This window comes from Bradyrhizobium sp., from assembly GCF_049512235.1.
Classification (GTDB): Bacteria; Pseudomonadota; Alphaproteobacteria; order Rhizobiales; family Xanthobacteraceae; genus Bradyrhizobium.
Map to the genome: position 1 here is coordinate 1 of NZ_JBEKXH010000023.1, position 22,451 is coordinate 22,451.

The 22,451-nt window shown below is 62.8% G+C and carries 21 protein-coding genes; 15 read left to right on the forward strand and 6 right to left on the reverse strand.

Annotation, left to right across the window (positions count from 1 at the left end):
• Positions 1-122 precede the first annotated feature (122 nt).
• Both ABSG20_RS03680 and ABSG20_RS03685 read right to left on the reverse strand, forming a co-directional pair.
• Positions 123-2,417, reverse strand: coding sequence for a xanthine dehydrogenase family protein molybdopterin-binding subunit (locus tag ABSG20_RS03680; RefSeq protein ID WP_423863128.1), 2,295 nt, complete (start codon positions 2,415-2,417; stop codon positions 123-125).
• The gene (locus tag ABSG20_RS03685) at positions 2,414-2,905 is read right to left on the reverse strand and encodes a (2Fe-2S)-binding protein (protein WP_423863129.1); all 492 of its coding nucleotides are present in this window, start codon (positions 2,903-2,905) and stop codon (positions 2,414-2,416) included. The genes ABSG20_RS03680 and ABSG20_RS03685 overlap by 4 nt, the downstream gene beginning before the upstream one ends.
• 428 nt (positions 2,906-3,333) lie before the next feature.
• Here ABSG20_RS03685 and ABSG20_RS03690 point away from each other — a divergent pair, with 428 nt between their 5' ends.
• Entirely contained in the window at positions 3,334-3,702 is a 369-nt protein-coding gene (locus ABSG20_RS03690; protein WP_423863130.1) for a hypothetical protein, read from the forward strand.
• 35 nt (positions 3,703-3,737) lie between these two features.
• Here the strand turns inward: ABSG20_RS03690 and ABSG20_RS03695 are convergent, their stop codons facing one another.
• The 3 genes from ABSG20_RS03695 to ABSG20_RS03705 form a co-directional block, all read right to left on the reverse strand.
• Positions 3,738-4,490, reverse strand: coding sequence for a polysaccharide biosynthesis/export family protein (locus tag ABSG20_RS03695; protein ID WP_423863152.1), 753 nt, complete (start codon positions 4,488-4,490; stop codon positions 3,738-3,740).
• 121 nt (positions 4,491-4,611) lie between these two features.
• A complete protein-coding gene (gene msrA / locus ABSG20_RS03700) occupies positions 4,612-5,262 on the reverse strand; it encodes a peptide-methionine (S)-S-oxide reductase MsrA (RefSeq protein WP_423863131.1) in 651 nt (216 codons plus the stop codon).
• Between the two features lie 141 nt (positions 5,263-5,403).
• Entirely contained in the window at positions 5,404-5,721 is a 318-nt protein-coding gene (locus ABSG20_RS03705; RefSeq protein WP_423863132.1) for a hypothetical protein, read from the reverse strand.
• Positions 5,722-6,113: 392 nt separating this feature from the next.
• Here ABSG20_RS03705 and rpsT point away from each other — a divergent pair, with 392 nt between their 5' ends.
• The 12 genes from rpsT to ABSG20_RS03765 all read left to right on the forward strand — a co-directional run bounded on the left by rpsT (position 6,114) and on the right by ABSG20_RS03765 (position 19,885).
• Positions 6,114-6,380, forward strand: coding sequence for a 30S ribosomal protein S20 (gene rpsT / locus ABSG20_RS03710; protein ID WP_423863133.1), 267 nt, complete (start codon positions 6,114-6,116; stop codon positions 6,378-6,380).
• Positions 6,381-7,755: 1,375 nt separating this feature from the next.
• Positions 7,756-9,189, forward strand: coding sequence for a chromosomal replication initiator protein DnaA (gene dnaA / locus ABSG20_RS03715; protein WP_423863134.1), 1,434 nt, complete (start codon positions 7,756-7,758; stop codon positions 9,187-9,189).
• Between the two features lie 328 nt (positions 9,190-9,517).
• Complete coding sequence (gene dnaN, locus ABSG20_RS03720) at positions 9,518-10,636, forward strand: DNA polymerase III subunit beta (RefSeq protein WP_423863135.1); 1,119 nt, start codon at positions 9,518-9,520, stop codon at positions 10,634-10,636.
• A 179-nt stretch (positions 10,637-10,815) separates the two neighbouring features.
• A complete protein-coding gene (gene recF, locus ABSG20_RS03725; protein ID WP_423863136.1) occupies positions 10,816-11,955 on the forward strand; it encodes a DNA replication/repair protein RecF in 1,140 nt (379 codons plus the stop codon).
• Between the two features lie 272 nt (positions 11,956-12,227).
• On the forward strand, positions 12,228-14,669 hold the full coding sequence (gene gyrB / locus ABSG20_RS03730; RefSeq protein ID WP_423863137.1) for a DNA topoisomerase (ATP-hydrolyzing) subunit B: 2,442 nt from the start codon (positions 12,228-12,230) through the stop codon (positions 14,667-14,669).
• Positions 14,670-14,681: 12 nt separating this feature from the next.
• The gene (gene murA, locus ABSG20_RS03735; protein WP_423863138.1) at positions 14,682-15,986 is read left to right on the forward strand and encodes a UDP-N-acetylglucosamine 1-carboxyvinyltransferase; all 1,305 of its coding nucleotides are present in this window, start codon (positions 14,682-14,684) and stop codon (positions 15,984-15,986) included.
• A gap of 264 nt (positions 15,987-16,250) precedes the next feature.
• Entirely contained in the window at positions 16,251-16,616 is a 366-nt protein-coding gene (locus ABSG20_RS03740) for a helix-turn-helix domain-containing protein (RefSeq protein WP_423863139.1), read from the forward strand.
• Positions 16,617-16,650: 34 nt separating this feature from the next.
• Positions 16,651-17,250 carry a GTP cyclohydrolase I FolE gene (gene folE, locus ABSG20_RS03745; RefSeq protein ID WP_423863153.1) on the forward strand — a complete coding sequence of 200 codons (600 nt, stop codon included), beginning with the start codon at positions 16,651-16,653 and terminating at the stop codon, positions 17,248-17,250.
• A 179-nt stretch (positions 17,251-17,429) separates the two neighbouring features.
• On the forward strand, positions 17,430-18,026 hold the full coding sequence (locus ABSG20_RS03750; protein ID WP_423863140.1) for a sigma-70 family RNA polymerase sigma factor: 597 nt from the start codon (positions 17,430-17,432) through the stop codon (positions 18,024-18,026).
• Positions 18,023-18,685 (forward strand): ChrR family anti-sigma-E factor, encoded by a 663-nt coding sequence (locus ABSG20_RS03755; protein ID WP_423863141.1) that lies wholly within the window; start codon positions 18,023-18,025, stop codon positions 18,683-18,685. Before ABSG20_RS03750 ends, ABSG20_RS03755 begins: the two co-directional genes overlap by 4 nt.
• A 25-nt stretch (positions 18,686-18,710) precedes the next feature.
• Positions 18,711-19,115 carry a DUF2177 family protein gene (locus tag ABSG20_RS03760; protein ID WP_423863142.1) on the forward strand — a complete coding sequence of 135 codons (405 nt, stop codon included), beginning with the start codon at positions 18,711-18,713 and terminating at the stop codon, positions 19,113-19,115.
• The gene (locus tag ABSG20_RS03765) at positions 19,115-19,885 is read left to right on the forward strand and encodes a sigma-70 family RNA polymerase sigma factor (RefSeq protein ID WP_423863143.1); all 771 of its coding nucleotides are present in this window, start codon (positions 19,115-19,117) and stop codon (positions 19,883-19,885) included. Before ABSG20_RS03760 ends, ABSG20_RS03765 begins: the two co-directional genes overlap by 1 nt.
• A gap of 45 nt (positions 19,886-19,930) precedes the next feature.
• On the opposite strand, the gene ABSG20_RS03770 is transcribed toward ABSG20_RS03765, so the two are convergent.
• Positions 19,931-20,782: a hypothetical protein gene (locus ABSG20_RS03770; RefSeq protein WP_423863144.1), complete on the reverse strand. Its 852-nt coding sequence runs from the start codon at positions 20,780-20,782 to the stop codon at positions 19,931-19,933.
• 205 nt (positions 20,783-20,987) lie between these two features.
• Between ABSG20_RS03770 and ABSG20_RS03775 the strand changes: the two genes are divergently transcribed.
• Entirely contained in the window at positions 20,988-21,461 is a 474-nt protein-coding gene (locus ABSG20_RS03775) for a DUF2867 domain-containing protein (protein WP_423863145.1), read from the forward strand.
• 91 nt (positions 21,462-21,552) lie between these two features.
• On the forward strand, positions 21,553-22,206 hold the full coding sequence (locus ABSG20_RS03780) for a 2-hydroxychromene-2-carboxylate isomerase (RefSeq protein ID WP_423863154.1): 654 nt from the start codon (positions 21,553-21,555) through the stop codon (positions 22,204-22,206).
• Positions 22,207-22,451 lie beyond the last annotated feature (245 nt).

Sequence of the window (22,451 nt, forward strand, 5' to 3'; positions counted from 1 at the left end):
CGCTGGAGAAGGTCGCGAAGACGGAACTGCGCAAGATGCTGGGGTAGCGGATTGCAAGCAAAAAAAATCCGCCGGAGGAAGCCTCCGGCGGACCGTCATGATGGCGTCAGCCGCGGCTCGGGCTAGGCCTTGTTCATCGCTGCCTTCACGGCGTCAGCCGTGATCGGCAGCGCGCGGACGCGGGCGCCGCAGGCATTGAAGATCGCGTTGCCGAGCGCGGGCGCGATCACCGTCACCGCCGGCTCGCCGACGCCGGTGGCTTTTTCGCCGTTGGCGATGACGCTGACGGATACTTCCGGCAGCTGGCTCATGCGCAGCGGCGTGTAGGTGTCGAAGTTGGTCTGCTCGATGCCGCCGTCCTTCAGGGTCGCCTTCTCGTACATCGCCAGCGAAAGACCCCACAACGCCGCGCCCTCGACCTGGGCCCGGATATTGTCGGGATGCACCTGGGTGCCGACGTCGGTGGCCACGGTCAGTTTCTTGACCTTGACCTCACCGGACGGCGCCACCGCGACATGGGCCACGCAGGCGGTCCAGCTTGCCGTTGCCCGTTCCTGGGACGAGACGCAGGCAACGCCCATGCCTTCGCCTTTGGGCAGTTGCTTGGTGCCGTAGCCGGACATGCCCATGGCCGCGAGCAGGGTGTTGCGCAGACGTTGCGCGCCACCGGCATTGGCGCCCTTGCCGTCGAGCATGTCGATCCGGTACTGCGCCGGATCCTTGCCGACCGCATGGGCGATTTCATCGACCATGCTCTCGACCGCCCAGAAGGTCCAGCCCGGTGCGACCGACCGCAACTGACCCGAAGGAGTGGCGTTGTGCGCCATCTCGTTGAGGATGGCGCGGACGTTGTGATTGGGCACGGAATAGAAGAAGTCCGCGCCGTTCACCGTGAACGCATCGAGCGCCCCTTTCTTGTCGACCGATGGCGACAGGAAATCAGGGATTCCCCAGCGCTTGGTCGGCCATGCCGAGACCACGTCGTGATTGAGCGCAACGAGCTTGCCGTCGCCGTCCAGACCGGCCTTGACCTTCTGGAACGTCAGCGGACGCGAGAAGTCCATGGTCATGTCGTTCTGGCGCGAATAGATGACCTTGACCGGTTTGCCGACGGCCTTGGCCGCCTGCACCGCCGGCACCATCATGTCGGCGTCGAGACGGCGGCCGAAGCCTCCGCCCAGAAACATCTGGTGCATCACGACGTATTTGGGATCGACGCCGGCCGCCCCCGCCGCGATCGCGCCGGAGCGCGTCGCGAACTGGTTGCCGGAATAGAGGTGCCAGATATCGCCCTTCTGTTCGGCCGTGGCGTTCATCGGCTCCAGCGGCGCGTGGATGTTGATGTTGGTGGTGTACTCTGCCTCCATCACCTTCGCCGCAGTGCCGAATGCCGCGGCGGTATCGCCATCCTTGACGAAGAACAGCCCGGAATCGTCGAGCGCCTGCAACCGCCTGGCTTCGTCGAGCAGGGAGTCGCTCGACAGTTTGGCGTTCGGTCCGCTGTCGTAGGTCACCTTGAGAGCATCCGCCGCCTTGATGGCATTGGCATAGGTGTTGGCCACCGCCACCACCCAACCGCTCGTGGTCGCGGTCTTGTCGTCGAGGATGACGGCCTTGATGAAGCCCGGCACCTTCTTGGCCTCGCTGTCGTCGACCGATTTGACCGTGGCGCCATAGCGCACCGGGGGCGTGACGATCCGGCCATAGGCCATGCCCGGCAGCATGACGTCGATGCCGTATTTGGCCGTGCCGTTGGTCTTGGAGGGAATATCGAGCTGCGGCACCGAGACCCCGATCATGGTGTATTGATCCGGCGTCTTGAGCTTGATCGCCTTGAGTTCATCCGGGGTAAACGTCTTGGTGATCTTGCCGCTCTTGACGATCTCCGCAAACGTCATCGACTTCTTCGACTTCGGATGGCTGATCACGGAGTCCCTGACCAACAGTTCGTCGCCAGGCGCGCCCATCGCGGCGGCCGCGGCTTCCGTCAGCGCGATGCGACCCGCCGCACCCGCGCGGCTCATCGCATCGAAGTTCATCATGGTGCTCCAGCTGCCGCCGGTAATCTGCGCGCCGAGCACGGGGTCGTTGAACTTCGGATCGTTGGAGGCGAGTTGAAGCCTCACGTCCTTCCAGTTCGCGCCGAGCTCTTCGGAAATGATCTGCGCCATGGTCGAGCCGATGTGCTGGCCCATGTCGGCCTTGCCGCAGGTCACGGTGACAATCCCGTCCGGCGCGATCGAGTACCAGACGCTGGGATCGAAATTGGCTGTTGCGGCGAACGCCTGATCGGCGCCGAGCAGACCGGGGACGGCGGAATAGCCGAGCGCGAGACCCGCGGCGGCGGACCCGACGAGGAACGAGCGGCGGCTGAGATCGGCCGGCTTGCTCTGTGTGAAGTTCACGTGCGTATTCATGTTGCCCTCCGCTCGTTGCCCGCGTTGGACGCGGTGCGAATTTCGGAAGCTGCGCGCATGATCGCCTTCTGGATGCGCGAATAGGTCATGCAGCGGCAGAGATTGCCATCCATGTGCGCCACGACTTCTTCCCTGGTCGGATTTGAGTTCTTGGCGAGCAGCGAGGCTGCCTGCATGATCTGCCCGGATTGGCAGTAGCCGCATTGCGGAACCTGCTCGGCAATCCATGCCTTCTGCAGCGGATGGTCGCCCTTGGCGCTGAGGCCTTCGATGGTGGTGATCTTCTTGCCGGCGGCGTCGCTCAGCGACGTCTGGCAGGATCGCACCGCTTCGCCATTGAGATGCACCGTGCAGGCGCCGCACAGGCCGGCGCCGCAGCCGAATTTGGTACCGGTCATCTGCAATTGTTCGCGAATGGCCCAGAGCAGCGGCGTATCGGGCGCCGCTTCGACGGACATATTCCGTCCGTTGATATTGAGAGTAGGCATTTTCTCTTCCCCTGCCGGTGCATGATCCCGCTTACGGCGGCAACTCACATTTGGTTGACGGTCTGGCATCCACCGGGCTGATGCCGACCCTGTGCGGCACAATGATCGGGTTCTGCGCGGGAGGCAATGCCATTTGGAATCGGGCGCGCCAATAAAGTTACTATTGGCATTGTGCGTTGCGGCAATGACTTTTCGTAAGCGCAGGGGTAAGGGCCCATCGACCGGCGCGGCGAGCGCCGCTTTCGCAGCTGGACAATTCCCTTCGCGCTCCAGATTGCGCTAGGATGGGCTGCTCTGGAGTTCTTGCAGATAACCGCGATGCCAAAAATCGATCGGGACGGGATCAAGATTTATTGTGAGTTCCATGGCGAGGGCTCCGCTGTCGATGGGCTGCCGCCGGGCGGCGCCCTGGAAAGGCGGGTCGCGTCATGAAACGGCCGTCGTTGAGCGCATCCTTGCTGCTCGTCATCGCCGTCGCGTGTTTGATCTCGCGCCTTGGGCCTGCGCGCGCCGAGTCATTTGCGCCGGCAGGGGCGTCGCGCTCGTCGCCCTTTACCGCGACGCTGTCGAACAATGTGCCGCTGGCGTTCGGGATGGACCTGGAGGACACCGCGCGCGCGCTGGGCACGCCGCTGAACTACATCAGCGGACGCCCGGGCGATGAAATCTACCTGGCGTCCCGCGACATCGGCGGCAGCGGCCTGTTTCCCCAGCGCCACCGGCTCTATCTGCAATTCCGCAAGGGCAGGCTGGCCGCCTGGAAGGGCGATTGGGGCCATAATTGGATGTGGCAATAGCAGCCACGCTGCACTCTTCTTCGCAATGACCCGCGTCAGAACCAGCGTTCGCCGACCACGACGGTGTCGCCAGGGCTGAGCGCGGTGCCGAGCGGCACTACCGTGCGCATCGAACCGGCGTCATCGCTATGAGTCAGCGTCACCCGGTCGCGACGGGCGCGCGGCGAAAATCCGCCGGCGATCGCTACCGCACTCTCCACGCTCATATTCGGAACATAAGGATACTGGCCGGGAGCCGCGACTTCGCCGAGGATGAAGAACGGCCTGTAGACCTCGATCTCCACCGCCACCGACGGCTCGCGGATGAAGCCGTGGCGCAGTCTGGCGCTGATCTCCGCAGCCAGGCCCGCGGTGGTTCGCCCGCGCGCGGGCACTGCGCCGATCAGCGGCATGGTGATCGAGCCGCCGGCATCGAGCGCGTAAGTGTTGGTGATGCCGTCCTGACCGTAAACCACGACCCGCAACTTGTCGCCGGCATCGAGCCGATAGGCCGCGTCATTGACCGCAGCCATCGGCGCGACCGCATAATTGGCCGGGGCCGGCGCATAGGATCGCTGCTGCGCTACGGCAAAGCTCTTGCGAAGCGCGCTGAGCGCGCCACCGGAATCCGCGATGCCGGACGGCGATGCGACAACGCCGGCTCGCGCCGAATTCGGCGGCTGACTGTATGCCACGGCGTCGAGATCGACTGGCGGCTGCGCCGCCGCGACTGGCGCGGACGTGTGCATGCAGCCCGACAGAGCGAGCGCGCCCATTGCGGCAATGATCGGCAATCGAAACGCGCGCACTACCCACACCGGAGCCATCCCTCTTCGTGGCTGCAGTATTGTATCGGTTATGGTTAACGGACCGTTGTCCCGATGCGCTGCGGAAGTACCGAAAATCGGCTTTCCGCGCCGCGCGAGGCGATCAGGCGCTGACGCCAACCGGGCAGGCCACCCCGGTGCCGCCAAGCCCGCAATAGCCGGCCGGATTCTTGGCCAGATATTGCTGATGGTAGTCCTCGGCGAAATAGAACTCGCCGGCCGGCGCGATCTCCGTGGTGATGGTGCCCAGACCCTTTACCGCCAACGCCTTTTGATAGGCCGCGCTGGAAGCGCCGGCGGCTTTGCGCTGCGAGTCACTGAAGGTGTAGATCGCGGAACGATATTGGGTCCCGACGTCATTGCCCTGACGCATGCCCTGGGTCGGGTTATGACTTTCCCAGAAAATCTTCAGCAACTGATCGTAGGGGATCTTTTTCGGGTCGAACACCACCAGCACCACTTCGGTATGGCCGGTGCGGCCGGAACAAACCTCCTCGTAAGTAGGGTTTCGGGTGTGGCCGCCGGCATAGCCCACGGCGGTGGCATAGATGCCGTCGCCGAGTTCCCAGAACTTACGTTCCGCGCCCCAGAAGCAGCCGAGCCCGAACACTGCCTGCTCCAGGCCTGCAGGATAGGGCGGCTGCAGCCGATGACCGTTCACATAATGGCTGGTTGCGGTGGGAATGGATTGGGCACGGCCAGGCAGCGCCTCGGCTGCGCTCGGCAACGCGGTGGTTTTGCGCATGAACAACATGATCTACCTCCCGGCGGATTGAATTCGAACTCGCGGCGACAAAATGCGCCCCTTGCCGGCCACTTATACATGTCTTCCGGGGGTCCCGGCAGCCCCGCTCGGCCGGACCGCTCAACGGCAAATCCGGTGACGCGACCCCGGTCAGTTCCGCGAGTAGCCGATCAACGGCTTGCGCGGCCGGAACAGCAGCATCAGCAGAATACCCAAAAGGCCCATCACGGCAAAAACCGGCTGGTCCAGGACGATTTTGATGACGCTGGTCCACAACCAGGGCGCATGGCTTTCCACCCAGGCCCGGAATGCCTGCTGGCTGGATTGATGGATATCGTTCCAGAATTGACCAAACTGGGTGAACCGCAGCGTCTGATCCGCGACCCAGCGCGCTCCGTCGTAGACCATGAAGACAAATCCGCCGGCCAGCAGCAGCAGGCCGACCAGTCGGAAAAAGCCGCGGATCATGCGTCACCCTATGCCTGTCGGCGCCCGAAAACACAGCCAGCCATTACCGGGGCGGCAGGGGAAATTCAACCTCATCAGCGCCTTGAAGGGCCTTTCAATGCGGGCTTGCGGGCCGTCGGGGGGCGTGGGAAGGCGTTGACGCTGCAAAACCCGCCCTCTATAAGATGGGCGAATGGCGGCGGGCGCAATCCCGCCGCCGCTGTACTTTGAGCGGCGCCGTGATGCGAGCATGTCGTGTGAGCATGTTTCGCTTCCAGAGCAACGGCATTCTCAGAGGCACCTGAAAACACGATAGCGTCGAAACACGATAGCGTCGATCACGCGTTGAACGGCCGGCATGCTCAGGCCCGACCCGACAAGCGATTGGTCAACGCCGAAGGATGACCGGGAAGATGGCCAATACCAGTTCCGCCAAGAAGGCGACGCGCAAGATTGCCCGCCGCACCATTATCAACAAATCACGTCGCACCCAGATGCGCGGCGCGGTCCGTACGGTTGAAGAGGCGATCAAGAGCGGTGACCGTGATGCCGCGCTGAAAGCGATGACGCGCGCGGAACCGGAACTGATGCAGGCTGCGCAGCGAAACATCATTCACAAGAACAATGCGAGCCGTAAGGTCTCGCGGCTTGCGCATCAGATCGCCAAGCTTTCAAAATGAAATGATCGAAGCATGGCCCTTAAAAAAAAGCCCGGCAGCGCCGGGCTTTTTCTATTTGTGGTCGCTGCGCTTCGCACTTTGCAGGGAAGATAGAGCGCGTCGCACGGAAGAAACGAATTCTCGCGCGGCCCGTATTTTTACAAACGCTATGCAACTCGCGGGGCTTAAGAAGTCCGCGCCGGCCAAGGCGAAAGCGATGCACGTTCTGAATCGATCGCGTATCGGAAACAGCAGTCACGACAGCGTGCACACGTTTTAGAAAAGCCGCGTTTCTACCCGCGCTATGCAACTCGCGGGGCTTAAGAAGTCCGCGCCGGCCAAGGCGAAAGCGATGCTGTTCTCGGTCCGCCGCGTATTGGAGATAGCAATCGCGACAGCGTGCACGCATCTTAAAAAAGCCGCAGGGTTACCCTGTCGCGATGATCAAAAAAAAACGCGCTTGCGTAGTCACTTATCGGCATAGTGGCGGCGCGTTGTTGAAAAACTCGCTCCCGCCTCGCTCAAACGTAACCATTTTATGAATTTATTTTGGGCGAATATGAGAAATATGACGACGTTGCGGCATTTCGAATCTCCGCACAGATTCAAAACCTTGTCGCGCTCCAAAAAATCCGCTGCCTGATTTCGCGAATGCGAAGCTATTTTCTCGGCTACCCGGATCGAATCATTTCCGTTGCGGGAAACAAGGCATGATGTATCTCTAGAGACCTTCGCGGCGCCCACGACTCTTCAGACCAGCGCGGTTTGAGATTACGGGGCGGATGTGCAAATCGGCGGCGGTGTGCACGTTGGCGATGCTTTCCAAGCGACTGTCGGATCGAGCCTCATAGCAATATGGGGGATGTTGGCCTGTGTCGAAATTTCTCAAGCGCGGCATGATGTCTCGCTCACTTCGAACAAGAGACATACGCACCGGCCATCCCGAACATCGCGCAGAAGGCGGAGCCAGTGGCGGTCTTTTTGAAGAGCGGGCCAAACGAAGCGGCGTCGCAACCGAACCATCGATGTTCGGGCGCGGCGGTCTGAATTTGGTACCCATTTGTGGCGACAACTTGCCGTGGATCATCGCGGCGAGATGGGGAGGTTGCATGCGTTACGGAATCATCGCGACATTCGGTCAAATGCGATTCTCAAACGATGCCATACTGGACGTCGCCTTAGCCCGGCCTCGCGAGCGCACTCCGGACAGACCGTCGAGTAGGCGCTGACCTCGCTAGAGGCTTCCCTTTCCAACCTGACTGGCTCGACTGAAGGCATTCCGCCGAACGGCCGGTCTATGGCTGAAGATGAAGCTTCGCTTGGGGTCGCGCCGCGCGCGCAAGCCCGCACGGCGATTTCACCCCTTCATTCCCTCTTTGAGAAAAGTCGTCTGGCAATGGCAAATATCGAACAGGATCGTTGGACACGCGTGAAGGGCCGGTTACGTTCGACCGTGGGCGAGGACGTCTATACAAGCTGGTTTGCACGGATGGACCTGGAGGGCGTGCAGCAGGAGAGTGTCCGCCTTTCGGTTCCGACGCGGTTCCTCAAGAGCTGGATCCAGGCGCACTATGCCGACCGCGTTCTCAGCTGCTGGCAGGCCGAGATGCCGGAGGTACACCGGATCGACCTGACCGTGCGGACCGCCATGCGATGCGCGACCACTGTAAAGGAAGCTTCGGCGCCGCCCGATCTACGCCGCGCCGAGCGCTTCGACGGCCGGCCCGCGCCCGAACTACGCGCGGTCGCGATCGCGCCGGTGTCCGCCAACCACGACGCGCTCGGCGGCTCGCCGCTCGATCCGCGCCTGACCTTCGGAAGTTTTGTCATTGGCCGCTCCAATACTTTGGCGCACGCCGCGGCGCGCCAGGTTGCGGAAGGACGGCGCGGCGATCCCGTGATGTTCAATCCGCTCTACATCCACGCCGGCGTCGGCTTGGGCAAAACCCATCTGCTGCAGGCGGTGACCTGGGCCGGCAATTCGGGGAGCGAGCGCAAGGTGCTTTACCTCACCGCCGAGAAATTCATGTACGGCTTCGTCGCGGCGCTGAAGACACAGACCGCGCTCGCCTTCAAGGAGGCATTGCGCGGCATCGACGTGCTTGTGATCGACGATCTGCAGTTTCTGCAGGGCAAATCGACCCAGGCTGAATTCTGTCATACCCTGAATGCGCTGATCGACGCCGGGCGTCAGGTGGTGATCGCGGCCGACCGGCCGCCTGCCGACCTTGAGAGCCTGGACGAACGCATGCGCTCGCGTCTGGCCGGCGGTCTGGTGGTCGAGATGGGATCGCTCGGCGAAGAACTGCGGCTCGGGATCTTGAAGTCGCGTGTCGCAGCCGCGCGCGCGCATCATGCGAGCTTCGACGTGCCGGCACCGGTGCTGGATTATCTCGCCCGGACCATCACCCACAATGGCCGCGATCTCGAGGGCGCCATCAACCGTCTCCTGGCGCACAGCAAACTCAACGCCCAGCCGGTGACCCTGGAAATGGCCGAGCGCGAAGTGCGCGACCTGATCCGCCCGCAGGAACCCAAGCGCATCAAGATCGAGGACATTCAACGGGTGGTCGCCCGGCAATACAATGTCAGCCGCTCCGACCTGTTGTCGTCGCGGCGCACGGCCAACGTGGTTCGCCCGCGCCAGGTCGCGATGTATCTGGCGAAGACGCTGACGCTGCGCTCGCTGCCCGAGATCGGCCGCCGCTTCGGCGGTCGCGACCACACCACGGTGCTGCATGCCGTTCGCAAGATCGAGGCGCTGGTCGCAAGGGATACCGCGCTCTGCGAGGAGGTCGAGCAGCTGAAGCGGCAATTGCAGAGCGAGTGAGCTTCTCTCCTGTCCCCTCCGTGATCTTGCGGGGGAGCCGGGGCGGGGCGAGCCACACACGCGCTCCGGCGTGCATGCCGCGCCGCTTGCCGCAAGGGATTCCGCGAAGGGAAGAGCGCAGACAAGCCGTTGGCGTTCCGGGCTTTCATCTGCAAAACCTGGGGAACCGCCTAACATCCCTTGCGCTGGCAGGCCATCCGCGCCACCTTGCGAACCCCCTTAGGGTTTGATCAAATCCAGCATTGAGCAGGCTTTTCGGGTTTCAAATGCCGCGGCGCGCCTTCGGCCGTCCGGCGTTTCCATCTTGAGGGATCAGGCGGGTATAACAATGAAGGTCACCGTCGAACGCGGGCAACTGCTGAAGTCGCTCGGCCACGTCCATCGCGTGGTCGAGCGCCGCAACACCATTCCGATCCTCGGCAATGTACTGGTTCGCGCCGAAAACGCGCGGCTGGCGCTGAAGGCCACCGACCTTGACCTTGAGGTGACCGAAACGCTTGCCGCGGAGACCGCAACCGGCGGTTCGACCACCGTGCCGGCGCACATGTTTTACGACATAGTGCGCAAACTGCCCGACGGCGCTCAGATTGTGCTGGAAGGCGATGGCGACCGCTCGGTGATGGCGATCCGCGCCGGCCGGTCGCGCTTCACGCTGCAAACGCTGCCGGAAACCGATTTTCCCGATCTTGCCGCCGGCGACATGACGCATTCGTTCACTCTGGCCGCCGCCGACATCAAGCGGCTGATCGACCGAACCCAGTTTGCGATTTCAACCGAAGAGACCCGTTACTATCTCAACGGCATCTATCTGCATACCGCCGGCAGCGACCAGACGACAACCCTGCGCGCGGTCGCAACCGACGGCCATCGTCTCGCGCAGGTCGACCTGCCTCTGCCCAAGGGCGCATCCGGCATGCCGGGGGTGATCGTGCCGCGCAAAACCGTTGGCGAAGTGCAGCGGCTGATCGAGGACACCGAGGCCGAGGTCACGATAGAGCTGTCAGGTGGCAAGATCCGCTTCACCATCGGCAATGTCGTTCTGACCTCGAAGCTGATCGACGGAACGTTTCCGGATTACGGCCGCGTCATCCCGCAAAACAACGACAAGGAACTGATCGTCGACAAGAAGGATTTCGAAGCCGCGGTCGACCGCGTCTCGACCATCTCGAGCGAACGCGGCCGCGCGGTGAAACTGGCACTGTCCGCGGGCAAACTGGTGCTGTCGGTGACCAACCCGGATTCCGGCAGCGCCACCGAAGAGCTTGAGGTCGAATACGCCTCCGAACCGCTCGATATCGGATTCAACTCGCGCTACCTCCTGGATATCGCGGCTCAGATCGAAGGCGAGGTTGCGCTGCTGAAACTGGCCGATCCCGGTTCGCCGACGCTGGTCCAGGACAAGGATTTCAGAGGCGCGCTCTACGTGCTGATGCCGATGCGGGTGTGAGACGCTCTGCTTGTTCGCGCACATGCTGACTGGATGGCGTCGTGGCCGGGCTTGTCCCGGCCATCCACGTCTTGGGGAAGCAAGTCTTGGGGAAGCAAGTCTTGGCGCAGCAAGTCTTGGCGCAGCAAGGACGTGGATGCCCGGCATGACGCCGGGAACGGCGAGAGAATAGTTTCACCATGACCATCTCCCGCATCCATCGCCTGACCCTGACGCACTTCCGCAACTACCGTGCGGCGAGCCTCCAGACCCGCGGTGACATGGTTGTACTGGTCGGCCCCAATGGCGCCGGCAAGACCAACTGTATCGAGGCGATTTCGTTTCTGTCGCCGGGGCGCGGCTTGCGCCGCGCCACGCTCGAAGACGTCGCCGACAATCAGGGCGATGGCTCATGGGCGGTTTCAGCCGAAATAGAAGGCGCGCTCGGGCTGGCGACGCTCGGCACCGGCATCGACGCTCCCGCCGGCGAGGTCATGGCCGTGAGCCGGCGCTGCCGGATCGACCGCGAGCCGGTGGCTTCGGCGACCGCGTTCGGCGATCATCTGCGCATGGTGTGGCTGACGCCTGCGATGGACGGACTGTTCCTCGGCGCGGCGTCGGATCGGCGGCGGTTTTTCGACCGGTTGGTGCTGGCAATCGACAGCGAGCATTCCAGCCGGGTGTCGGCGCTCGACCGCTCCTTGCGGTCGCGCAACCGGCTGTTGGAGGTTCGCAATTACGATGACCATTGGTGTGACGCGATCGAACGCGAAACCGCCGAGCTTGCCGTCGCCGTAGCGGCGATGCGCGGTCAGACCGCGACCAAGCTCGCGGCCATGCTGCGCGCCCGGGGTGCAGGTTCCGCGTTTCCGAAGGCCTCGATCATGCTCGACGGCTGGATGGAAAACGCGCTGCTCAGCGAACCCGCCACTGCCGTGGAAGATCGCTATCTTGGGATTTTGCGCGACAACCGCGCCCGCGACGCCGCCGCCGGCCGCACGCTCGACGGGCCGCATCTGACCGACCTGCAGGTGATCTACGCGCCGAAGAACGCGCCGGCCCGTGACGCCTCCACCGGCGAACAAAAGGCGCTGCTGATCGGGCTGGTGCTGGCCCATGCCAGCCTGGTCGCAGAGACCACCGGCATTACGCCGCTGCTGCTGCTCGATGAGGTGGTCGCCCATCTCGATCCCGACAGGCGGACCGCGCTGTTCATGGAACTGGCCCGGCTCGGCGCGCAGGTCTGGATGACCGGCGCCGACCCCGCCGCCTTCGCCGAGATCGGCGCCGGGGGCGAAATCTTCGAGATCGAGAGCGGCCGGATCACGCGGCGCCGCTGAGGCGCCCGGCACCGCTTGGCGGGCTGAAAAATCCCGGGCGGCAGGCGCCTGCGTACGCGTTCTCAAGCGTCGATGATCGGCCCCGACAGGTACTTTTACGGAGGCCCTGAACCGGCCTCCCGACACCTTGAAAAACACTAGAAAAATCCCATTTATTCAATGGCTTGATTATACAGACTTTGCGCTAGGCGCATGGCGCCTTTCATGGCAGAAATAGAACCTTCAGCACCTCGTTTGCGGCGCTGATTCGAAGACCCAATCAAAGGCCCGATATGACAGAATCCGCCCGGCAAGCGATCGCCGACACCGAACATTCCGTTCCGATCGAATACGGCGCGGAGTCGATCCGGGTTTTGAAAGGCCTCGATGCCGTGCGCAAGCGGCCTGGCATGTATATCGGCGACACCGACGATGGCAGCGGCCTTCATCACATGGTCTACGAAGTGGTCGACAATGCCATCGACGAGGCGCTGGCCGGCCACGCCACCGCGGTAGAGGTCGTGCTAAACGCCGACGGTTCGGTTACGGTGCGCGACGACGGTCGCGGCATCCCGGTCGACATCCACAAGGGCGAGGGCATTTCCGCGGCCGAGGTCATCATGACCCAGCTGCACGCGGGCGGAAAGTTCGACCAGAATTCCTACAAGGTGTCGGGCGGCCTGCACGGCGTCGGCGTTTCCGTCGTCAACGCGCTGTCGAGCAGGCTGATCTTGCGGGTCTGGCGCGACGGCAAGGAGCATTTCATCGAGTTCGCCCATGGCGACGCGGTGGCGCCGCTCAGGGAGATTGGCGCGGCTCACGGCAAACGCGGCACCGAGGTGACGTTCACAGCCTCCAAAGAAACCTTCACCAATGTCGAATACGACTTCGCGACCCTTGAACATCGTCTGCGCGAGCTCGCGTTCCTGAATTCCGGCGTCAATATCGTGCTGTCAGACATGCGCCACGCGGTCGAGAAGCGCGAGGAGATGCGCTACAACGGCGGCGTCGAGGAGTTCGTGAGATATCTCGATCGCAACAAGAAGCCGATGGTGCCCGCCCCGATCATGATCAATGCCGAGATGAACGGCATCGGCGTCGAGGCGGCGCTGTGGTGGAACGACAGCTACCACGAGAACGTGCTGTGTTTCACCAACAACATTCCGCAGCGCGACGGCGGCACTCATCTGGCCGGATTTCGCGGCGCGCTGACGCGCCAGGTCAACGGCTACGCCGACGCCATCGCCAAGCGCGAGAAGATCGCGCTGACCGGCGACGACTGCCGCGAGGGCCTGACTGCGGTACTCTCGGTGAAAGTGCCCGACCCCAAATTCTCCTCGCAGACCAAGGACAAGCTGGTGTCCTCGGAAGTGCGCCCGGTGGTCGAGAATGTCCTGAACGAGGCGCTGGCGGCCTGGTTCGAGGAACATCCGGCAGAGGCCAAGGTCATCGTCGGCAAGGTAGTCGAGGCCGCCGCCGCTCGCGAGGCAGCGCGCAAGGCGCGCGAGCTGACGCGGCGCAAGGGCGCGCTCGACATCGCCTCGCTGCCCGGCAAGCTCGCCGACTGCCAGGAACGCGATCCCGCCAAATCCGAACTGTTCATCGTCGAGGGCGACAGCGCCGGCGGCAGCGCCAAGCAGGGCCGCAACCGCGAATTCCAGGCTGTGCTGCCGTTGCGCGGCAAGATCCTCAATGTCGAGCGCGCGCGCTTCGACAAGATGCTGGGCTCCGAACAGATCGGCACGCTGATCACGGCACTGGGCACCGGCATCGGCCGCGACGATTTCGATCTCAGCAAATTGCGCTACCACAAGATCATTCTGATGACCGACGCCGATGTCGACGGCGCGCATATCCGCACGCTGCTTTTGACTTTCTTCTTCCGTCAGATGCCGGCGCTGATCGAGGGCGGCTTCCTCTATATCGCGCAGCCGCCGCTCTTCAAGGTGATGCGCGGCAAATCCGAGCAATACCTCAAGGACGAGCGCGCGCTGGAAGACTATCTGATTGAAACCGGCCTCGACGACTGCGTCTTCAGGCTTTCCTCCGGCGAGGACCGTGGCGGCCGCGACCTGCAGGCGCTGGTAGAGGACGCACGCATCATCCGCAACACGCTGCACAATCTGCACAGCCGTTACAACCGCAAGGTGATCGAGCAGGCCTCGATCGCCGGCGTGCTCAACCCGAAAATCACCAGCAACGTTGCAACCGCCAGTGCCGCCGCCGAGTATATCGCGCGAAGGCTCGATGCGCTGGCCGAAGAGGTCGAGCGCGGCTGGACCGGGCGCTTTACCGAAGGCGAAGGGTTTTTCTTCGAGCGCACCGTGCGCGGCGTCAAGGATGTCGCCATCATCGACGACGCGCTGCTCGGCTCCGCCGACGCCCGCAAGCTCGACGATTATGCGGCCAAGCTGCAGGAAGCCTATCCGAAGCCGGGCCTGTTGCGCCGCAAGGATACCGAAACCCCGATCCACGGCCCGGTCAGCCTGTTCGAGGCGGTGATCGAAGCCGGCCGCGAGGGCGTCAAGTATCAGCGCTACAAAGGCCTCGGTGAAATGAATCCGGACCAGCTCTGGGAGACCACGCTCGACAAGAACGAGCGCTCGCTGCTGCAGGTCAGGATCAAGGAGGTCGACGAGGCCGACGACATCTTCACCAAGCTGATGGGCGACGTGGTCGAACCGCGCCGCGAGTTCATCCAGGACAATTCGCTCAGCGCCAACGTGGATGTGTGAGGCAAGAGCCGGGTGGCCCCGATCCAATACATCGTTGAAGGCGGCCACCGGCTTAAGGGCACGGTCGAGCCTTCCGGGAACAAGAATGCTGCCTTGCCGATCATCGCGGCTGCCCTGCTGACCGAGCACCCGGTCATCCTGGAAAATGTGCCGCGCATTCGCGATACCGAAACCCTGGTGGAACTGATCCGGTCGGTGGGGGCGACGGCCGAATGGCGACACCGCAACACGCTTGCGATCCACGCCAAGAGCGTTCGCTCCACCGACCTCGATCCGCAGCTGTGCGCGCGGATCCGCGCCTCGATCCTTTTGGCGGGACCGCTTTTGGCCCGCTGCGGCGAGGTGATGCTGCCGCCGCCTGGCGGCGACGTCATCGGCCGGCGGCGTCTCGATACGCACTTTCTGGCTTTCGAACAGCTCGGTGCCACGGTGATCGCCAAGGACCGGCTGGAATTCCGGGCCGCGCGCCTCAAAGCCGCCGATGTTTTCCTCGACGAGCCAAGCGTGACGGCCACGGAAAACGCACTGATGGCGGCGGTCGCGGCCCACGGCACGACTTATCTGCGCAATGCAGCCTCCGAGCCGCACGTGCAGGACCTCGCTCATTTCCTGGTCAAGCTGGGGGCACGCATCGAAGGGATCGGCACCAACACCATGGTCGTGCACGGACCCGCAACGCTCGGCGCCGCCAGCCATTCGATCGGCCCCGATCACATCGAGGTCGGCTCGTTGATCGGGCTGGCTGCGGTGACGCGGTCGCCGCTCCGTATCGCGCGCGCCGGCGTTGAGCATCTGCGCTCGATCCGGATGGGCTTTGAACGTCTCGGCATCGTTTGCGGCGTCAAAGGCGATGACCTCGTGGTGACATCGGGTCAAACGCTCAAGATCAGGGACGATGTCGGCGGCCACGTTCCGAAACTGGAAGATCAGCCATGGCCGGCTTTTCCGGCCGATCTGATGTCGATCGCCATCGTGACCGCCACCCAGTGTGACGGAGTCATCCTGATGTTCGAGAAGATGTTCGAGTCCCGGATGTTTTTTGTCGACAAGCTGATCTCGATGGGCGCCCGGATCGTGCTATGCGATCCGCACCGGGCGATCGTGGCCGGCCCGAGCCGGCTCCGGGGCGCGCTGATGACCTCCCCTGACATCCGTGCCGGGATGGCCATGCTGTTGGCCGCGGTGTGCGCCGAGGGCGTCAGTACCATTAACAATGCCGACCAGATCGAACGCGGCTACGAACGTATCGACGAGCGGCTCAACGCGCTCGGGGCGCGGATCACCCGCGTGCCGGCGCGAACGCACGACGCCGGCTAGGCCGCACCCAGGCTGAAATGGGATAGGATGGCTTCATGGTCTGCGGCGGCGACCGTCGGTCCCGGGCCTGAGCCAGTTCGCGCTCAATCGACCGCCGCATGCGACGCCTGTTCCGTCATGCCAATCGATTGAGCCCTGGCCGGGAGCCGCCCTCGAACCAGGAGAGCTCGCTGCGGCGCCCGCGGCCAACATGTCCCCGCTTCAGGAGTGATCCAAACTCGCCCGGACGTCGTATGACTGAACGTAACCAGGGTGAGAGCAGCTATGAGAACGCGCACACGAGACTTTCCGGGCACGGACCGCGAGACCAGCAGACGACTTGCGCTTGACGTCGCCCGCGATGAAGAAGCCTGCATCAATGAAATCCTGGAATTGCGGCGAACGAACCCGATGAGCCTGGAGGCGATCGGCTTTCTGCTCGGAACCGACCCCAGCCAGATTTCGCGATATCTGAAGGGCAATTCCAGCGTCACCCTTACGAACTATCTCCGGATAGTTCGCGCGCTTGGATATCGCTGCCGGATCGTTTTCGAAGCAACCGATGCCGGCCAAGCCGGCAATGCCCCGCTGGCCGACCTTAGGATCGCCTCTCACAAGGTGAGTAACGCCCGCCGCACTCCGACATCATGAGCCACGCCAACTGCAAGGAACCTTTCATTTGAATATTCAAGTCAATCCCCTGCCGCAGCAGTCCCGTGACGCGCCATCGCGGGAAGAGGCGGAGGCCGCGTTCCGGACCATTATTCGCTGGGCCGGGGATGATCCCGACCGTCCCGGACTTGTTGAAACGCCTTCCAGGGCGGCGCGAGCTTTCAGGGAATATTTCTCCGGCTACGCGCAGGACCCGCTCGCGCTGCTGAACAAGACGTTTGACGAAACCGGCGGCTACGAGGAGATGGTGGTGCTGCGCGGGATATCCTTCGAAAGCCATTGCGAGCACCATCTGGCGCCCATTACCGGTCAGGCATGGGTCGCCTACGTTCCGAGCGGTCGGGTGGTCGGACTCTCCAAGCTCGCTCGCGTGGTCGATGCCTACGCCAAGCGGCTCCAGATCCAGGAGCGCATGACGTCGCAGATAGCGGCTGCGGTTTCGGAAGTGTTGCGGCCCCAAGGCGTTGGTGTGGTGATCAAGGCCATGCATCACTGCCTGTCAAGCCGCGGCATTCACAAGGTTGGGGCAGAGATGGTGACAAGCTGCATGCTTGGCTGCTTCCGCGACAACCCCGCCACCCGCCAAGAATTCCTGGCCATGACCAAACAATGACGGCTCATGATACACGTTTGATCGCGGCTGGCTCGCAAAAGAGCGCAAATTGGAGCAATGTAATCGCGGATGTGGCCAACCGGCTTCTTGGCCGGCTGATATTCGAGATCGCATTCGCCGTCCGGTTCAACCAACTGCCATTTGGAGCGACGGAAACGCGAAGCAAGTCTGAGGATCTTATGATCGCGGGAAAAACTCCGCCGGGAGAGGTGCGATCGAATGCTGCGGAATTCGCCGAATCTATCCGCCAGATCGCGCATGACCAAAGCGAGGCCGCGTTTGAGGTTTTGTTTCGGTACTTCGCCCCGCGTATCAAATCCTACTGTCTCAGACTGGGCGCCGATGCCTCTGGCGCGGAGGAAATTACGCAGGAAGCCATGGTCTCGATCTGGCGCAATTCGGGACAATTTGATCCCGCCAAGGCGTCGCCGTCGACCTGGATTTTCACGATCGCGAGAAATCTGAGCATCGATCGCTTTCGCAAAAGCCGCAGGCCGCAATTCGATCCGGATGATCCGGCACTGGTCCCGGAGGACCCGTTGGCCCCCGATCGTCTGGTCGAGAATATGGAAAAGGAAGAGAGCGTTCGAAAAATATTGCAAACGCTTTCCATCAACGAAAGAAACGTCCTGATGCTGGCTTTCTATGAGAACTTTTCGCACAGCGAGATTTCCAGGCAGCTCGGCATTCCCGTCGGTACGGTGAAATCCCGGATACGGTTGGCGTTCGCGAAGATAAGGCCCATGCTGGATGCCAAGGACGGAGCAAACGGGTGACGATCAAGTTTCATGTCAGCAATGATCTCCTCTTGAGCTACTCGTCGGGAACGCTCGACGAAGCGTCGAGTCTGCTCGTTGCCACCCACCTTGCTCTCTGTCCGCATTGCCGCGCGCGTAACGCGTTGGCCGATTCGCTGGGCGGCCATCTGCTGGATTCTCTCGATGCGACGCCAGTTTCGCCTGACATGATCGACGTCGTGCTGGCGCGGGTCAGGAACCAGGCCAGCAACGGAGCCTCGCGTTCCGGCGACAGGCCCCGCGCTGTTGCCGATGCCATCATTCCCGAGCCGCTGCGCACCTATCTCGGTGGGGATATCGACGAATTGCCGTGGAAGCGTCTCGCGCCCCGCATCCAGCAGATTTCCATCGCCACGCTCGACCATCGATCGCGGGCCCGGCTGCTGCGCTTCCAGAGCGACCTCAAGGTGCCGACCCACGGACATAATGGCCGCGAATTGACCCTGGTCCTAGCGGGAAGCCTTTGCGACCGCGATGCCGTCCTGCTTCGCGGCGACATCGCAGAGACCGACGAACGCACCGAGCATCAGCCCCACGCCGGTCCGGGTGAAGACTGCATCTGCCTTGCCGTCACCGACGCCCCGCTGCGGTTCAAGAGCATGTTCGCACGTTTGCTGCAGCCGCTGTTCGGCATCTAGTCGAACAATCGCCGGGAGAACCTTGATGCTCCGGTATTCTATTGCTTATGTGGTGACGGGGACCGTGTTTCTCGGAGCCGATTATGTCTGGCTCAATCGTTCCATCGGCTTCTACCGTAATTCGCTTGGCGATTTGCTGGCAGACAAACCGAATCTCGTGGCGGCGGCCGTGCTCTATCTGATCTACTTTGCCGGGATCGTCGTTTTCACGGTGATGCCCGCGTTCAGGAGCGACGGGTGGGTTTCGTCTTTGCTGTTGGGCGGCCTGCTCGGGCTGGTCGCATTTGCAACCTACGACCTGACCAATCTTGCGACGCTCAGCCGATGGCCTGTGATCGTCACTGTGGTCGATATGGTCTGGGGAACGTTTGTCACGGCGCTGGCGTCGCTGGCCGGTCTTGTCGCGATCCGGACATTGGCGCCAATCTGATGAAAAACACCTCCCGCGCAGCACCCGACGTTTACGCCGGATCCGGCACTCCGGAAGCGCGTGCGCCGATCCCCTCAGCCAAACCGGAATCCCTCGAACTATTGCTGACGCAAATCGCCGCCGCGAGAAATCAGGCGGCTTTTGCCAAGCTTTATTCCGCAACAAAGGGCAAGCTGTTTTCGACCGTCCTGTTGATCGTCAGGCGCTGGGATCTCACCGAGGAGATCATCCAGGACGTCTACGTCCGCATCTGGATGAATGCGCATTCGTACCGCGCGTCGTCCGGGTCGCCGATGACCTGGATGATCACCATTGCAAGGAATCTGGCGATCGACAGCGTAAGAAGGTCCGTGCGCGAAACTTGCGCTGATGATACCGAGTTGCTGGCATTGCCGAGCGACGAACCCACAGTTCTGGAGACCATCGAGGCGGCTGAGGAGCGGCGAGCCGCGATCGAGCAGAAGCAGAGAGTACTTTCCGCGTTGCAGGCGCTCGATCCGGCAAGACGCGATCTTGTCATCGCCGCCTACATCCATGGTGAGAGCCGGGAGCAGCTCTCGAGAAGAGCCGGGGTCCCGGTCAACACCGTCAAAACCTGGATCAGGCGGGCGCTGCTGGAAGTCCAGGCCATCCTCAGCAACACCGAAACCAAATCCGCGGGCGGCTGTGACAGCGCAAACCCTGCTTCGCGAGGCGGCCCTGCCGTGGTCCGGACGGCCGCGAGCCCGCCGAGGGCGTCGCGTGCCCGAACAGCGGCGTCTGCGTTTTGATGCCAGCGTTTTGCAGCCCTTCAAAGCGCCGCGGCAAGCCTCGCATCATTTGATGCAGCGCCCGGCGTCGCCCGACGCCGCCACACTTTCGAAGGTACCCGGATCGACCGGCCGGCCGTCAAAGAAGATCGACAACTGGTTGGCGATGCCGTAGTCCGCCGCACCACGGCGGCGCTCATTCAGGAGACGCGCGATGTTCCATTCATCGTGCGAACCGTAGCTGAAAGCGACGGAGGCGCGGAAGCCGTAATAGATGCGAAAACCGGCCTTGCTGATCAGCCCCTGTTCGACGGCCTTCCTGAACGCGGGATCGCTTGCCACACGGCGATCGAAGAAATCGTTGAGCTCGCCGAGATAGTCTTCGGCCTGGCCGGGTTCATTCCTTTGCGGTTCCTTGCCATCCTTTGCCGGCGGCAGGAAATAGGTCGAAAAATCGGTCGGTCCCGCGAAATAGAAAAAGTCAAAATCCTCGCCATGGCCGCTCCGCCCTTCGAGGATCTGGGTCCACATGTACATGTAGTCGGCACCGCTGGCGCCCACCATGGCATCGCCGCCCTCGGCACCCGGGTTGAGAATGAAGGCCGATGAGGATCCGAAGCGCCGCTCGGCCTCGCTGGCGATGTGGCGGGCGGCTTCCGAATTGATCTCAAAGGAACCGCCGCCGGCGGGCGAAAGCGGAACGCTGAGATAGCCGATCGCCTTGCCTTTCGCCTTGTTGTCGACAAGCAGCTGACGCACCCGCGCGACGTTGGCGCTGATCGCGGCGAGATAGTCTGAATTGACGCAGTAACAAATGTCGAGGGCGGTGCATGCCGTGCGCGTCTCCGCCCGGACTGGCGCCGATGCCGCAGGCGCAAGCGCCGCGACAACCCAGATCTTCCACGTCAACCGGCCCATGCTCGCTCCCTGCCCATCCAGCGCCGCCGAGTTTACGGTTGCAGCATAAACCGCTACAACTTTTATGACAGTGCAAATCCAGCGATGACGGCCGGTAGGCGCCTGCGCTTTCGGGGAACGCCAATCCCCAACTGCTTCCTCTGGACGCATCTGCACCTCGGCGATTGGCGCGTATGCTGTTCGTGGTTCTGGAGCCCGCGCCCCCGTGAAAGTTCACGCCGTTGACCCCTGCGCCGACACTGGCGCGCTATTGGCCGGCGCGCAGTTCGCCGACGCCTTTTGCATTACCGTTGGCGGCAGCGCACTCGACGCGCGCCGGGCGGCTGAAAGGATGCTGGCGCGCCGCCCGCAATGGATCGAGCGGCTGCTGGCGTTACGCAATCGTCTGGTGGAGCCCTTCGGTCTGAAAACCCCTGACCCGGCCGGAACCAACTGTGCTGACAGCATCGGGATATTTCCGGTGGTGAGCGAATCACCGGCCCGGCTGGTCGCGGGCTTCAACGACAAGCATCTTGATTTTCGCGTCGTGGTGGACGTCGCGCTTTCCGATCACGGCCAGTGCGTCACCGCGACCACGCTGGTCAAGACCCACAACCTGCTCGGCAGGGTCTATCTCGCGGTCATCCTGCCGTTTCACCGGCCGATCACCCGCACCATGCTGCGGCAGGTCGCAGGCTGAGCCGAATTGAGCGGCGGATGGGCGCCGGCGTGGACGCATGGCACGTCGCATGCTTTGCTCCGGTGAGGCAACGACGCTGACGGGTTCGATCATGACATTCTCCGTCGATCTGTTTTTTTCGTTCCGCAGCCCCTACAGCTATCTGGCGCTGCCGAAAACGCTGAAGCTGGTCGCCGACTACGACGTGACGGTGCATTTGCGTCCGGTCTATCCGCTGGCGGTGCGCGTGCCCGGATTTTTCAAGCGCACCAATCCGAAATTTGCCCGTTATGTCGTGCTCGATTCCAGCCGGGTCGCGAAATTCGAAAATATTCCGTTCCGCTTTCCCCGGCCCGACCCGATCGTTCAGAACATGATGACGCTGGAAGTCGCGGAGCACCAGCCCTACATCCACCGGCTGACGCGGCTTGGCGCCGCCGCGCAGTCGCAGGGGCGCGCGCTGGTCTTCGTCGACGCCATCAGCCGGGTGCTGTGGGACGGCACCGTGTCGGGGTGGAACGAGGGCGATCACCTGGCCCGCGCCGCAGCAGGCGCCGGCTTCGACCTGGCGGCGATGGATGCGGCTGTAACGGCTGACCCCGAGCGCTATGAACGGGTCATCGCCGAGAACGAAAGGGATCACGCGGCATCCGGCCACTGGGGGGTGCCGACTTTCGTGTTCGAGAACGAGCCATTCTTCGGACAGGACCGCATCGACCTTCTGATCTGGCGCATGCAACGCGCGGGACTGACCCGCCGCGGCTGATGTCGACGGCGGACGCGTCTGATCAATAGTCACCCCGCGATGGCTTTCTGAAATTCCGCCAGCGGGATATCCCGAAACGGAAGCTCGGTTCTGAGGTTGAGCGAGCCGGCGCACGGGGTCGCATGAGTGAACGGCCCACGCGCAGATAGAATCAGATGATGCTGCCTCCTGGCTCGAATCTGACAGGATTGTTCTCTCGCTTTGGTCGGGACAGAGGGCACGGTCTATTCCGGCGCCGAGCGCTA

Coding starts and splice junctions, on each gene's coding strand:
- ABSG20_RS03680 (WP_423863128.1), bottom strand. CDS start 2,417: ATGAATACGCACGTGAACTTCACACAGAGCAAGCCGGCCGATCTCAGC.
- ABSG20_RS03685 (WP_423863129.1), bottom strand. CDS start 2,905: ATGCCTACTCTCAATATCAACGGACGGAATATGTCCGTCGAAGCGGCG.
- ABSG20_RS03690 (WP_423863130.1), top strand. CDS start 3,334: ATGAAACGGCCGTCGTTGAGCGCATCCTTGCTGCTCGTCATCGCCGTC.
- msrA (WP_423863131.1), bottom strand. CDS start 5,262: ATGTTGTTCATGCGCAAAACCACCGCGTTGCCGAGCGCAGCCGAGGCG.
- ABSG20_RS03705 (WP_423863132.1), bottom strand. CDS start 5,721: ATGATCCGCGGCTTTTTCCGACTGGTCGGCCTGCTGCTGCTGGCCGGC.
- rpsT (WP_423863133.1), top strand. CDS start 6,114: ATGGCCAATACCAGTTCCGCCAAGAAGGCGACGCGCAAGATTGCCCGC.
- dnaA (WP_423863134.1), top strand. CDS start 7,756: ATGGCAAATATCGAACAGGATCGTTGGACACGCGTGAAGGGCCGGTTA.
- dnaN (WP_423863135.1), top strand. CDS start 9,518: ATGAAGGTCACCGTCGAACGCGGGCAACTGCTGAAGTCGCTCGGCCAC.
- recF (WP_423863136.1), top strand. CDS start 10,816: ATGACCATCTCCCGCATCCATCGCCTGACCCTGACGCACTTCCGCAAC.
- gyrB (WP_423863137.1), top strand. CDS start 12,228: ATGACAGAATCCGCCCGGCAAGCGATCGCCGACACCGAACATTCCGTT.
- ABSG20_RS03740 (WP_423863139.1), top strand. CDS start 16,251: ATGAGAACGCGCACACGAGACTTTCCGGGCACGGACCGCGAGACCAGC.
- ABSG20_RS03750 (WP_423863140.1), top strand. CDS start 17,430: ATGATCGCGGGAAAAACTCCGCCGGGAGAGGTGCGATCGAATGCTGCG.
- ABSG20_RS03760 (WP_423863142.1), top strand. CDS start 18,711: ATGCTCCGGTATTCTATTGCTTATGTGGTGACGGGGACCGTGTTTCTC.
- ABSG20_RS03765 (WP_423863143.1), top strand. CDS start 19,115: ATGAAAAACACCTCCCGCGCAGCACCCGACGTTTACGCCGGATCCGGC.
- ABSG20_RS03770 (WP_423863144.1), bottom strand. CDS start 20,782: ATGGGCCGGTTGACGTGGAAGATCTGGGTTGTCGCGGCGCTTGCGCCT.
- ABSG20_RS03780 (WP_423863154.1), top strand. CDS start 21,553: ATGACATTCTCCGTCGATCTGTTTTTTTCGTTCCGCAGCCCCTACAGC.